Source organism: Gaetbulibacter sp. PBL-D1 (genome assembly GCF_050509525.1).
GTDB lineage: Bacteria > Bacteroidota > Bacteroidia > Flavobacteriales > Flavobacteriaceae > Gaetbulibacter_B > Gaetbulibacter_B jejuensis.
In genome coordinates this window covers 153,193-166,772 of sequence record NZ_JBNWKB010000006.1, presented here as the reverse complement: position 1 = coordinate 166,772, position 13,580 = coordinate 153,193, and the positions used below count along the sequence as shown (strand labels likewise).

Annotated in this window: 11 protein-coding genes; all 11 read left to right on the top strand. The window is 33.1% G+C overall.

What is annotated here, in order from left to right; all coding sequences use genetic code 11:
• Nucleotides 1-5 precede the first annotated feature (5 nt).
• The 11 genes from ACQ0RB_RS06960 (at nt 6) to ACQ0RB_RS06910 (ending at nt 13,578) form a co-directional block, all read left to right on the top strand.
• Entirely contained in the window at nt 6-1,316 is a 1,311-nt protein-coding gene (locus ACQ0RB_RS06960; RefSeq protein ID WP_430497451.1) for an amidohydrolase family protein, read from the top strand.
• 92 nt (nt 1,317-1,408) lie between these two features.
• The gene (locus ACQ0RB_RS06955; protein ID WP_430497518.1) at nt 1,409-2,206 is read left to right on the top strand and encodes a TrmH family RNA methyltransferase; all 798 of its coding nucleotides are present in this window, start codon (nt 1,409-1,411) and stop codon (nt 2,204-2,206) included.
• 28 nt (nt 2,207-2,234) lie between these two features.
• Complete coding sequence (locus tag ACQ0RB_RS06950) at nt 2,235-2,582, top strand: four helix bundle protein (protein WP_262732645.1); 348 nt, start codon at nt 2,235-2,237, stop codon at nt 2,580-2,582.
• 48 nt (nt 2,583-2,630) lie between these two features.
• Nucleotides 2,631-3,863, top strand: coding sequence for a M48 family metallopeptidase (locus ACQ0RB_RS06945; protein WP_430497449.1), 1,233 nt, complete (start codon nt 2,631-2,633; stop codon nt 3,861-3,863).
• A 97-nt stretch (nt 3,864-3,960) separates the two neighbouring features.
• On the top strand, nt 3,961-6,171 hold the full coding sequence (locus tag ACQ0RB_RS06940; RefSeq protein ID WP_129760440.1) for a RelA/SpoT family protein: 2,211 nt from the start codon (nt 3,961-3,963) through the stop codon (nt 6,169-6,171).
• Between the two features lie 25 nt (nt 6,172-6,196).
• The gene (locus ACQ0RB_RS06935; RefSeq protein WP_129760439.1) at nt 6,197-6,643 is read left to right on the top strand and encodes a Fur family transcriptional regulator; all 447 of its coding nucleotides are present in this window, start codon (nt 6,197-6,199) and stop codon (nt 6,641-6,643) included.
• A 16-nt stretch (nt 6,644-6,659) separates the two neighbouring features.
• Entirely contained in the window at nt 6,660-7,934 is a 1,275-nt protein-coding gene (locus ACQ0RB_RS06930; protein ID WP_430497446.1) for an adenylosuccinate synthase, read from the top strand.
• A 129-nt stretch (nt 7,935-8,063) separates the two neighbouring features.
• The gene (locus tag ACQ0RB_RS06925) at nt 8,064-9,857 is read left to right on the top strand and encodes an OstA-like protein (protein ID WP_430497516.1); all 1,794 of its coding nucleotides are present in this window, start codon (nt 8,064-8,066) and stop codon (nt 9,855-9,857) included.
• Nucleotide 9,858: 1 nt separating this feature from the next.
• A complete protein-coding gene (locus ACQ0RB_RS06920) occupies nt 9,859-11,037 on the top strand; it encodes an aspartate aminotransferase family protein (protein ID WP_430497444.1) in 1,179 nt (392 codons plus the stop codon).
• Nucleotides 11,038-11,208: 171 nt separating this feature from the next.
• Complete coding sequence (locus ACQ0RB_RS06915) at nt 11,209-12,612, top strand: tetratricopeptide repeat protein (RefSeq protein WP_262732638.1); 1,404 nt, start codon at nt 11,209-11,211, stop codon at nt 12,610-12,612.
• A 45-nt stretch (nt 12,613-12,657) separates the two neighbouring features.
• On the top strand, nt 12,658-13,578 hold the full coding sequence (locus tag ACQ0RB_RS06910; protein WP_262732636.1) for a DUF368 domain-containing protein: 921 nt from the start codon (nt 12,658-12,660) through the stop codon (nt 13,576-13,578).
• Nucleotides 13,579-13,580 lie beyond the last annotated feature (2 nt).

Below are 13,580 nucleotides of genomic sequence, written 5' to 3'. Positions count from 1 at the left end.
GTATTATGAAACAAATTAAACAAACCCTTATAGTGTTATTAGTGTTATGCTTTTCATCAGCGATAGCACAACAAACACCTGCTCCAAAGCAAACTAAAGACATTGCTATTGTAGGAGCTACAGCTCATATTGGTAATGGTAAGGTTATTGAAAATAGTATTATCATAATTAAAGATGGTAAATTACTTACAGTTGCCGATGCTGGAATTGTAAAAATAAATATCACTAACATGGAAACTATAAATGCCGAAGGTAAACATGTATATCCAGGATTTATAGTACCTAACACTACTTTAGGATTAGTAGAAATTGATGCAGTTAGAGCAACAGATGACGATGCCGAAATTGGAACTTACAAACCACACATTAGAAGTTTAATTGCCTATAATGCAGAATCTAAAGTGGTTGAAAGTATGCGTCCAAACGGAGTGCTTATAGGACAAATAACACCAAGAGGTGGTACTATTTCAGGAACATCGTCTATCGTTCAGTTTGATGCTTGGAACTGGGAAGATGCTGCTATAAAAGTTGACGATGGCATTCATGTTAATTGGCCTAATAGTTTTTCTAGAGGTCGTTGGTGGCGTGGAGAAGACCCTGGTTTAAAACCTAACGAAAACTACTCGAAGCAAATTAATGAACTTCAAGATTATTTAGACCAATCTAAAGCCTATAACAATGGAGACAAAAAAACCACAAATTTACCTTTTGAAGCACTTAAAGGTATTTTTGATGGTTCTAAAAAACTATATGTAAATGTAGATGACGAAAAAGGAATTACTGATGTTATCAACTTCAAAAACAAAAATGGTATTAAACACATGGTTATTGTTGGAGGTTATTCAGCTTATAAAGTAGCCGATTTACTGAAGCAAAACAATATTCCGGTTTTAGTACAACGTCTTCATAAAACACCAGGTAATGAAGATGACGATTACGATTTACCTTATAAACTAGCAAAATTGTTAGTAGACAAAGGTGTTACAGTTGCATTGGAAAGTAGTGGTAGTATGGAGCGTATGAATGCTAGAAATCTTCCGTTTTTAGCAGGAACAGCTGTAGCTCATGGCGTAACGAAAGAGCAAGCATTACAAATGATAACACTTAATACTGCTAAAATTTTAGGTATTGATGATCAATATGGTTCTTTAGAAGAAGGTAAAAGCGCTACACTTTTTATTAGCGAAGGTGATGCATTAGATATGCGTACAAATGTTTTAACACACGCTTTTATTGATGGTCGCGATGTGAGTTTAGAAAGTCATCAAACTAAATTGTGGAAACGCTACTCCAATAAATTCAAAAATCAAGAATAACTTAAAGCGAACCAAATGGTTCGCTTTTTTGTTCAATAGACATTCGTTACAATAAAATTATCGACTAAAATGGCTACTTTTGTCTGGTTATGATAAAAGAAATTACAAGCATACAAAATCCTTACATTAAACAACTTGTTCAGTTAAAAGACAAATCGCGCGAGCGTAAAAAGTCTGGATTGTTTCTTATTGAAGGCAAACGAGAATTATCTTTAGCACTTAAAGGCAATTATGACGTGGATACCGTTTTGTTTTATTCTGAATTGATTTCAGAAGAAGAACTATCTTCATTAATACCATCAAACATTAAGCGTATTGAAATTTCTAAAGATGTATTTCAAAAAATTGCACATAGAGACACAACCGAAGGGATTATTGCTGTTGCCAAAACAAAATCACATCTTTTAGATGATATTATCTTTAAAAGTGAAAACCCTTTGATTTTAGTAGCCGAAGCTCCTGAAAAACCTGGTAACATTGGTGCTTTATTGCGTACTGCTGATGCTGCTAATGTAGATGCTGTAATTATTGCAAACCCAAAAACCGATTTATACAACCCTAATATTATTCGTTCTAGCGTTGGCTGCGTGTTTACCAAGCAAGTGGTTACAGGCTCAACAAAAGATATCGTTTCGTTTTTAAAACAACATCACATTAACATTTTTTGTGCTGCACTACAAGCTTCTGTAAACTATCACATACAAGATTATACATTACCTACTGCTATAGTTGTAGGTACTGAAGCGACTGGATTAAGTGACGAATGGTTGCAAGAGTCTACACATAACATTATTATTCCTATGCAAGGTGAAATTGACTCTATGAATGTGTCTGTTGCTGCAGGAATACTTATTTTTGAAGCTGTTCGCCAAAGGCTTATCAATGAATAATTAATGATGTACAATTAATCGTTAATAAATGAAAGACAACTTAATAGTTACTAAATCATATACTTTTGCGGTATCAATCGTTCTTTTAAGTAAAAAGTTAATGTCACAAAATGAATACATTTTGTCAAAACAACTTTTAAAGTCCGGAACATCTATTGGTGCTAATGTTGAAGAAGCTATTGGAGGTATTTCAAAAAAAGACTTCAGAGCAAAAATGTCAATTTCTTACAAGGAAGCCAGAGAAACCCATTATTGGTTAAGACTTTTGAAAGACACAAATTACATTTCAAAAGAAGATTATAACAAACTTGAACCTGAACTCTCAAGTATTTTGAAAATTTTATTTAAAATAATTCAATCTTCTAAAGAAGACTAATTATAATTAACTATTAATAATCAATCATTACTAATTATTAATTCTAATATGACTGCCACTACTCTATTTTATATTATAATAGCAATAATCATTGTTAATTTTATAATTGATAAAATCCTAGATGCGCTTAACGCAAAACATTTTAACGATGCTATACCAAACGAGCTTAAAGATGTTTATGATGACGCTGAATATAAAAAATCGCAAGCCTACAAACTCACCAATTATAAGTTTGGTGTTTGGAGTTCAACTTTTTCGGTGGCTTTAACATTGGCTTTTATTTGTTTTGGTGGTTTCGAATATGTTGATGTTTTAGCAAGACGTTTCAGCGATAACTCAATTGTAGTCGCTTTGGTGTTTTTTGGTATAATCATGTTTGGAAGTGATATTCTATCTACTCCATTTTCTTACTATAAGACTTTTGTGATTGAAGAGCGTTTTGGCTTCAATAAAACTACCATAAAGACATTTATTCTAGACAAAGTAAAAGGGGTATTAATGATGGCTGTTATTGGTGGTGGAATTTTAGCTCTCATCATTTACATATTTCAACTTACCCAACAACATTTTTGGTTATACGCTTGGGCTATCATAACGATATTCTCGGTATTTATGAATATGTTCTACGCTAAGCTTATTGTACCACTATTCAACAAACAAACTCCTTTAGAAGAAAGCTCTTTACGTAATAAAATTTCAGAATATGCTCAGTCGGTTGGGTTTAATCTTGAAAAAATATTTGTCATTGACGGTTCAAAACGTAGCACAAAAGCTAACGCTTACTTTTCGGGTTTTGGAAATGAAAAAAGAGTTACACTATATGATACCTTAATCAATGATTTGGAAGAAGAGGAAATTGTAGCAGTTTTAGCTCATGAAGTAGGTCATTACAAAAGAAAACACATTATTTACAACTTAGTAGCTTCAGTATTACTTACAGGACTTACTTTGTATGTGCTTTCTATTTTTATAACAAATCCATTACTTTCTAATGCTTTAGGCGTAAGCACACACAGTTTTCATGTTGGTTTAGTAGCTTTTGGACTACTCTACGCTCCTATTTCTGAAATCACAGGACTGGTAATGAATTGGCTGTCTAGAAAGTTTGAATATCAAGCTGATGATTACGCAAAAAACACTTATAAAGCGCAACCGCTTATCACAGCTTTAAAAAAACTAAACAAAAACAGCCTTAGCAATTTAACACCTCACAAAGCTTACGTATTTGTGCATTATTCTCACCCAACACTGTTACAACGCATGCGAAATTTATTGGGTTAAATAGCATTTATTTTTAACAGATTTGGCAACTGTTTTCCATTAAATAAAACCATAAAAAGCAATTGCACATTAAATTTCTAATGCGTACTTTAGTTTTATGACAGAAGTTGAGATAGAAAAAGAAAATGCAGCCATTGCTAAAGCTTACAAAGAACTCCTTAAAGTAAGTTACCAGACATTAACCAATGACGATAAAAAATTAATCCGTCATGCGTTTGATGTAGCTGTTGATGCGCACAAAGACCAACGTAGAAAATCTGGTGAAGCCTATATTTTTCATCCTATAGCTGTAGCAAAAATTGTCGCTTCAGAAATAGGCTTGGATGCTATCTCTATTGCTGCTGCTCTGCTCCATGATGTTGTTGAAGACAATGAGGATTATACCAAAAATGACATCGAACAACTATTTGGAGAAACTGTAGCACGTATTGTTGACGGACTTACTAAAATTTCGTCGCTAAGTAAAGAAACCGATGTTTCCACCCAAGCGGAAAATTTCCGTAAAATGCTATTAACACTCAATGACGACATTAGAGTTATCATTATCAAAATAGCCGACCGTCTTCATAACATGCAAACCATGGATGCGATGAGACGTGATAAACAGGAAAAAATAGCTTCTGAAACACTGTACATCTATGCACCATTAGCACATCGAATTGGGCTTTACAACATAAAAACCGAACTAGAAGATCTTGGTTTAAAATATACCGAACCTGAAGTTTATCAAGATATTCATGATAAAATAAAAGAAAGTAAAGAAGAGCAAGACAAATACATTGAAACCTTTTCTAAAACCATTAAAGATGCTTTAGATGCTGAAGGCTTAAATTATGACATTAAAGGTCGCCCAAAATCTATTTATTCTATTCGTAGAAAAATGATAAAACAAGGTGTCACCTTTGATGAAGTATATGACAAATTTGCTGTTCGTATCATTTACAAGTCAGATGTCGCTAACGAAAAATTCCTAGCTTGGAAAATCTATTCTATAGTTACAGACCACTTCACACCTAACCCAACACGATTAAGAGATTGGATATCCTCTCCAAAATCTACTGGTTACGAAGCGTTGCATATAACGGTTATGGGACCTAAAGGACGTTGGGTAGAAGTTCAAATTCGTAGTGAGCGCATGAACGAAATCGCCGAAAAAGGCTATGCTGCACACTACAAATACAAACAAGGTAATACCGAAGATGCTTTAGACACCTGGATAAACAAACTACAAGAAGCATTAGAAACTAACGAGACTAACGCTGTTGATTTTGTTGAACAGTTTAAACTCAACCTATATTCAAAAGAAATTTATGTCTTCTCACCTAAAGGAGATTTAAAATCGTTACCAAAAGGCGCAACACCTTTAGATTTTGCCTTTAGTATCCATACCGAAATAGGTATGAAAACAAGAGGTGCTAAAGTAAATGGCAAACTGGTGCCTTTGAGTCAAGAATTGCAAAGTGGTGACCAAGTTGAAATTTTAACTTCCGAAAATGCCAAACCTAACTCCAACTGGTTAGACTATGCTACTACTGCAAGAGCACGAAGCAAAATTAAAGGGTCGTTAAAAGACGAGAAAAAAACAATTGCTGAAGACGGTAAAGAGATTTTAAAACGAAAACTAAAGCAGCTTAAAATAAACCTTGATGAAAAGGCTGTAAACGACATGGTTGTTTACTTTAAGCTAAAAACAAGCTTAGACTTATTTTATCGTGTTGGTATTGGCACTATTGACAATAGTATGCTTAAGGACTTTGCTTCATCTAGAAGCAATGCTTTAGTTAGCTTTATCAAAAATAAAATCTCTAGAAGACAAAACATCTCTAAGGAAGAGATAGAAAAAGATGAGATTACCTCAAAGTATGATTTATTAGTTTTTGGTAAAGAAGAAGAAAAACTAGACTATAAGTTAGCTAACTGTTGTAATCCTATTCCTGGAGATCCTGTATTTGGATTTTTAACTATTAATGAAGGTATAAAAATCCATAAAAAGAATTGCCCAAATGCCTTGAGTTTACAATCTAATTATGCCTACAGAATTATTCAGGCAAAATGGATAGATTCTTCACAACAAGAATTTTCAGCTCAAATAAAATTATCTGGTATTGATAATTTAGGATTGGTAAACAACATTACAAAAATTATTTCTTCAAATATGCACGTTAACATGAAGAGTATTAGTTTTCAAAGTGACGATGGTGTTTTCACAGGAAAAATCAACGTTGTAGTTAAAAACAATTCCATGTTAAAAAAACTTATGGATAACCTTAAAAAAATTAATGGTATAGATAAGGTTACTAGAGTGTAAAAAATGTGTAAATTTGCAACTTATTATGAGTGTAAAGACAGAACAAAGTAATCAAGAAATCGTAAAGAACGTTTTTACGGCTTTCTTAGAAGAAAAAGGACACAGAAAAACTCCTGAGCGTTATGCTATACTTCAGGAAATTTACGATAGTGAAGAACATTTTGATATTGAATCTCTATACATCAAAATGAAAAATAAAAACTATCGTGTAAGTCGTGCTACACTATACAATACTATAGAAATCCTTTTAGAGTGTGGCTTGGTAAGAAAACACCAATTTGGTCAAAACCAAGCACATTATGAAAAATCTTACTTCGACAAACAACACGATCATGTTATTTTAACTGACACTGGTGAGGTTATTGAGTTTTGCGATCCTAGAATTCAATCTATCAAAAAAACCATCGAAGAAGTTTTTGATATAAAAATCAACAATCACTCACTTTATTTTTACGGAACTAAAAACAAATAACACTAACTAAATTATAATGGCAGTAGATTTACTACTAGGTTTACAATGGGGAGACGAAGGCAAAGGAAAAATTGTTGATGTTCTCACCTCCAAATACGATATTATTGCAAGATTTCAAGGTGGTCCAAATGCTGGACATACATTGGTATTTAATGGTAAAAAACATGTATTACACACAATACCTTCTGGTATTTTTCATAACGATACTGCAAATGTAGTTGGTAATGGTGTAGTTATTGACCCTGTAATCTTCAAAAAAGAGCTTGATAAATTAGCAGAACAAGATGTGGACTACAAAGCATCACTTCTTATTTCTAGAAAAGCTCACATTATACTGCCTACGCATCGTTTATTAGATGCTGCAAGCGAAGCTTCAAAAGGAAAAGCTAAAATAGGCTCAACCCTTAAAGGTATTGGTCCAACTTATATGGACAAAACCGGAAGAAATGGTATAAGAGTTGGTGATATAGAACTTGCCGATTGGAAAGAAAAATACAGAGCTCTTGCAGATAAGCACGAAGCTATGATAGCATTTTATAATGTTGACATTCAGTACGATTTAAAAGAACTTGAAGCTGAATTCTTTGATGCTATAGAAACTCTAAAAACACTTCAGTTTATAGATTCTGAAGAGTACTTACACCAAGCACAAAAATCGGACAAATCCATTTTAGCCGAAGGTGCTCAAGGTTCGCTTTTAGATATCGATTTTGGAACCTATCCATTTGTAACTTCTAGTAACACTACAGCTGCTGGTGCTTGTACTGGACTAGGAATTGCTCCTAATAAAATTGGTGAAGTGTATGGCATCTTTAAAGCTTACACTACTCGTGTAGGTTCTGGACCATTCCCTACTGAATTATTTGATCAAGATGGAGAAACTATGGCTAAAGTTGGTCATGAATTTGGAGCAACAACTGGTCGTCCACGTCGTTGCGGATGGTTAGATTTGGTAGCATTACGCTATGCATGTCAAGTAAATGGTGTTACACAACTTATCATGATGAAAGGTGATGTACTTTCTGGGTTTAAATCGTTAAAGGTATGTACTGCTTATAACTATAAAGGTGAAACCATACATCACTTACCGTTTAATATTGAAGAGAAAAATGTAACGCCTGTATACACAGAGTTTGAAGGTTGGAATGAAGACTTAACAGAAATGACTGAAGCTTCTCAAATGCCAAAACAACTTAATGATTACATCGCTTTCTTAGAAAAAGAACTTGAACTTCCTATCACAATTGTTTCGGTAGGACCTGACAGAAAACAAACCATTGTAAGAAAGTAATTTACAAACCTAAATACTAAGCCTGCTCATTATTTTTAAGCAGGCTTTTTTCTGTTAAAAAATGTGTTAACACATACGAAAGCCTTTAGAATATAGTTATTTTTGAAAAAAATTAATTTTATCTTGAAAATACACAACCTACTCTATTACACTATACTTATACTTTTTGTAGTCACTAAAAGTTATGCTCAAGAAGGTAAAAGAATACAAATTGAGCATGCAGGTTTTATGGTTGCTGATTCTACTGTTGGTAAAGACATTGCAACATTTGTAAGAAATGACCAGCAACAAATTCATGTCACTCATGATGGTGTAAACATGTGGTGTGATAAAGCCATTTATTATAAAAACGAAAACTTTATTGAGGCATTCAGTAATGTAAGAATGCAGCAAGGAGATACTATAAACATGACTGCTAAGTATGTTGAATATAGCGGAACTACAAAACTAGCTTTTGCCAGTGGAGATGTTGTACTTACCGAACCGCAATCTACCTTAACAACTGACACGCTCTTTTTTGACCGAGCAAAACAACAAGCTTATTATAAGAGTAAAGGAAAAGTGGTTAGAGACTCATCTGGTACTATTACTAGTCAAATTGGTCGTTATTACATGGACAGCAAAAAATACCGTTTTTTAAAAGACGTGGTATTGGTTAATCCTGATTATACAATTAATTCCAACCAATTAGATTTTTATTCTGAAAGTGGTCACGCTTACCTTTATGGTCCAACAACCATTAAAGGCGAAACTTCAAACATTTATTGCGAAAGAGGATTTTATGACACCAATAATGATGTTGGTTATTTCGTAAAAAAATCAAGAATAGATTATGAGAATCGAATTTTTGAAGGTGATAGTATGTTCTTTGATCGAAACCGAAGTTTTGCTTCTGCAACCAATAACATAAAAGTTACAGATACCACAAATAAAAGTATCATTAAAGGACATTATGCCGAAGTATTTAGAGAAAAAGACTCTATGTTCATCACCAAACGTGCTTTAGCTATTACAGTACAAGAAAACGATTCCATTTACATACACAGTGACACGCTTATGGTTACTGGTAAACCCGAACATCGAATTACAAGAGCTTATTATAATGCTAAAATTTACAAAAGCGATTTAAGTGGAAAAGCAGATTCTATTCATGCTGACCATAAAACAGGTTTGACCGAGCTTATCAATTTATCACGCTTTTCATCAACCGATGCTTTTGCTACTAAGCGCAAACCTATATTATGGAACTTAGGTAATCAAATGAGTGGAGACACCATTCACTTAATTTCAAACACTGAAACCGAAGAACTAGACTCCTTAAAAGTATTTGACAATGCCTTTTTAATAAGTAAAGACACTTTAGGTACAGGATTTAATCAAATTAAGGGTCAAAAACTATATGGCTTGTTTAAAAACAACGAATTATATAATGTTGACATCATAAAAAATGCTGAAATCATCTATTTTTCTAGAGATGGAGAAAATGAACTTATTGGAATAAACAAGTCAAAGTCTGGTAGTATCAATATTCAAATTTCAGATAATACTATCAATGAAATTAGACTAATCAATCAGGTTGATGGAGACTTATTTCCTGAATCTCAATTCCCTGAAAATGCTAGACGACTTAGAGGCTTTGATTGGCGAGAAGAAGAACGTCCAACTAGTGTTGAAGACCTTTTTAAAGACGATCCTCCACTAGAACTTCCTATCATAAAAGGACTAGGAGAGTTTGTTCCTGAAGAAGAGTTTTTTGATGAAGCATTGTTAGACCGAGTTGAAGAAGCTGAAAGCGAAGACCCTAAAAAAGTAAACAAAGCTGCTCGTAATATTCCTAAACAAGTATTGCAAAAAAGAGATTCCATTAAAGCTCAAAACACACCTCTAAAAAAGGTGGTTAAGCCTAAAAAGGATAAGCAATAACATGAAATCAGATTTTTTTACATACCAAGCGCAAACGAGTCCACATCCTTTAGCTATGGAAATTTCTCATGCTAATGGTAGTTATATTTATGATTCAAACAATAAAGCTTATTTAGATTTTGTAGCTGGTGTTTCAGCAAATAGCTTAGGTCACAATCACCCAAAAGTTGTTAACGCCATAAAAAATCAACTGGATAAGTATATGCATGTTATGGTTTATGGCGAATACATTCAAGAACCAGCAGTAGAACTCGCTAAACTTTTAGCTAAGCATTTACCTAAGCCTCTTGAAACAACGTATTTAACAAACTCTGGTACCGAAGCTATTGAAGGCGCTTTAAAACTAGCCAAACGTTTTACAGGTAGAAGTCAAATAATTGCTGCAAAACATGCTTATCATGGCAATACTATGGGTTCCATGAGTGTTATGGGTTACGAAGAACGCAAGCAAGCGTTTAGACCTTTACTACCTGATGTCCATTTTATTGAATTCAATAACGAAGTTGACATCAATACAATTACCACAAAAACTGCAGCAGTAATTTTAGAAACCATACAAGGAGGTGCAGGTTTTATTGAACCTATCAATGATTACTTACAAAAGGTGAAAGCGAAGTGTAAAGCTGTTGGTGCTGTTTTGATTTTAGACGAAATCCAACCTGGTTTTGGTAGAACAGGAAAACTATTTGGTTTTGAACACTACAACTGTGTTCCTGATATTTTGGTTACAGGTAAAGGCCTTGGTGGTGGAATGCCTATTGGTGCATTTACAGCTTCTAAAGACATGATGTCTAATTTAACTGAAAACCCAAAACTAGGACACATCACTACATTTGGAGGACATCCAGTAATTGCAGCTTCAGCTTTAGCTACAGTAAAAGAAATTACTGAAAGTAATGTAATGACTGAAGCTTTAGAAAAAGAGCAATTAATACGTAAAAAACTAAAGCATCCTTTAATAAAAGAAATAAGAGGAAAAGGATTAATGCTAGCTGCAATGACACCTTCTGCAGACATAACAAATGAAGTTATTTTAAAGTGTCAAGACGAAGGATTAATACTTTTTTGGTTACTTTTTGAGCCAAAAGCCATCAGGATTACGCCTCCATTAACCATTTCAAACGAAGAAATTATTAAAGGTTGTGACATAATACTTAAAGTTTTAGACTCAATTTCTTAATCTTATTTGCTCTAAAAACACTACCTAAAACACTGATATAAAGCAAATAAAACCCATTTACATAAAATAAAAATTCACCTGTTAATTAATTTGTTAAAAACATTCATCGCAAAAACTTCAATTGCGCCAATAGAACAGTAAATTTATTACAAGTAACAATTATACCTGCCTATGGAGTTCAGTCGCAGTGACGAAAACAACTTATCGCTTACAAGATTTGAGTCAATGCTAAAAACCAACAATGTGTTGTTTTTTGATTCAAATGAGTTTGAAAACATAATCCAGCACTATCTGGAAATTGGTAAAATTGCCCTCGCAAAAAAGGCCATCAAATTAGGGTTAGAGCAACATCCAACGTCAGTTAACCTTAAACTTTTTCAGGTTGAGATTTATGTTATTGAAAACAAGCTAGAACATGCTGACAAAATTCTTGATGAACTTTATGAAATAGAACCTTCTAACGAAGAAATTTATGTTCAAAAAGCAAATGTTCTCTCTAAAAGAGATGAACACGAAATGGCAATCAACACGTTAAAGATTGCTTTAAAACTGAGTAATAATGACGAGGATGATTCCGATTTATACGCACTCATTGGTATGGAATACTTGTTTTTAGATAAGTTTGAAGAAGCAAAAGAGTATTTTATCAAGTGCCTTGAATTAGACATGTACGATTACTCTGCTTTGTATAATATTATTTACTGTTTTGACTTTCTTGACCAAAACGAAGAAGCTATCAACTTCTTAACTCAATATTTAGACAGTAATCCTTATTGCGAAGTTGCATGGCATCAATTAGGAAAACAATACTTTGCAATTAAAGACTATAAAAAAGCATTAGCAGCATTTGACTTTGCTATAATATCAGACGATACTTTTGTAGGTGCTTATCTTGAAAAAGGAAAAGTTTTAGAAAAGCAACAACAGTACAATAATGCTATTGAAAATTATAAAATCACCTTAGCACTTGACGAGCCTACATCATTTGCACTTTTAAGAATTGGTCATTGTTATGAAAAATTAGGCAATGACGACTTAGCGGTTCAATATTTTTACAAAACTGTACACGAAGATCCGCTTTTAGATAAAGGATGGATTGCCATTACTAAGTTTTATAATAAGAAACGAAATTTCCAAAAGGCGCTTTATTACATCAACAAAGCAATAAATATTGATTGTGAAAATGTGATTTACTGGAAACTGTATGCACAAATCAATCATCAGTTAAACTTTTTGGAAGAAGCTGAAAGAGGCTACAAAAAAACATTAGAACTTGGCAATTATGAACTTCAAACTTGGTTATCTAGGTCAGATATTTTAATCAGCTTAGGTGAGTTTGAAGCTTCAATTTACAACTTAATTCAAGCTGCAGAATTCTATCCTGAAACACCTGAAATTGAGTTTAGATTAGCTGGTTTATATTTTACATTACACGAATCAGAAAAAGCGCATTACCATTTAAAAAATGGCTTGTTGCTAGACGATGAGTTTTATTACATACTAGAAGAACTTTTCCCAAAAGTTTATAATAAAATTTCTGTAAAAGAGATTATTTCAAATTCTAAAAAGGCTTAAAGCGAAAATTCCATACCTTTACGTTTCTTATTTTTAAAATAACAAATGCAAAGACGCTTTTTAGATTATTTCATCCTTTCACTTAAAGGCATTGCCATGGGAGCAGCAGATGCAGTTCCTGGAGTTTCTGGCGGAACAATAGCCTTCATTTCTGGTATTTACGAAGAACTAATTACCACAATTAGCAACGTTAACTTATCTTTAATTACAACTCTTAGAAAAGAAGGTTTTAAAGCCTTTTGGACTCAGCTTAATGGTAACTTTTTGGTGGCACTATTAACTGGTATTGTTATTAGTTTTGTGTCCTTTATGCGATTAGCCAAATACCTTATTGAAAATCATCCTATTTTAATTTGGTCGTTCTTTTTTGGGTTAATTGTAGCTAGTATCTTCTTTGTAGGTAAGCAAATACAAAAATGGAATTTAGCAGTTATTATTTCTCTAATAGCTGGAGCCTTAATCGCTTATTACATTACAACACTACCTTCAATGGCTAATAATGACAACCCTTTGTTTTTATTTTTTGCTGGAGCTATTGCTATTTGCGCTATGATTTTACCAGGTATTTCGGGTTCATTCATTCTTGTTATTCTTGGAGCATACAAAACCTTAAGTGATGCTTTGCATGACTTTGATATAAAAAAAATACTAATTTTTGCTGTTGGTGCAGTTGTTGGTTTATTGAGTTTTAGTCGCGTTTTAAAATGGTTGTTCAAAAACTACCACAATATCACATTAGCTATTCTTACTGGTTTTATTTTTGGGTCTTTAAACAAAATTTGGCCTTGGAAAAAAGTGCTAACATGGCGTACAAATTCTAAAGGAGAACAAATTCCTTTATTAGAAGAAAGCATATCTCCTTTTAACTTTGATGGAGATCCTAAATTAGCAATTGCCATTGTTTTAATGATTGTAGGTTTTTCTACAATTTTTATACTTGAAAAGTTAGGTTCCAAAAAACAATAACA

Excerpts from the sequence above, each read along its gene's own strand:
- ACQ0RB_RS06935 (WP_129760439.1), top strand. The coding sequence starts at position 6,197 with ATGAGTGTAAAGACAGAACAAAGTAATCAAGAAATCGTAAAGAACGTT.
- ACQ0RB_RS06915 (WP_262732638.1), top strand. The coding sequence starts at position 11,209 with ATGGAGTTCAGTCGCAGTGACGAAAACAACTTATCGCTTACAAGATTT.
- ACQ0RB_RS06960 (WP_430497451.1), top strand. The coding sequence starts at position 6 with ATGAAACAAATTAAACAAACCCTTATAGTGTTATTAGTGTTATGCTTT.
- ACQ0RB_RS06945 (WP_430497449.1), top strand. The coding sequence starts at position 2,631 with ATGACTGCCACTACTCTATTTTATATTATAATAGCAATAATCATTGTT.
- ACQ0RB_RS06910 (WP_262732636.1), top strand. The coding sequence starts at position 12,658 with ATGCAAAGACGCTTTTTAGATTATTTCATCCTTTCACTTAAAGGCATT.
- ACQ0RB_RS06920 (WP_430497444.1), top strand. The coding sequence starts at position 9,859 with ATGAAATCAGATTTTTTTACATACCAAGCGCAAACGAGTCCACATCCT.
- ACQ0RB_RS06930 (WP_430497446.1), top strand. The coding sequence starts at position 6,660 with ATGGCAGTAGATTTACTACTAGGTTTACAATGGGGAGACGAAGGCAAA.
- ACQ0RB_RS06940 (WP_129760440.1), top strand. The coding sequence starts at position 3,961 with ATGACAGAAGTTGAGATAGAAAAAGAAAATGCAGCCATTGCTAAAGCT.
- ACQ0RB_RS06950 (WP_262732645.1), top strand. The coding sequence starts at position 2,235 with ATGAAAGACAACTTAATAGTTACTAAATCATATACTTTTGCGGTATCA.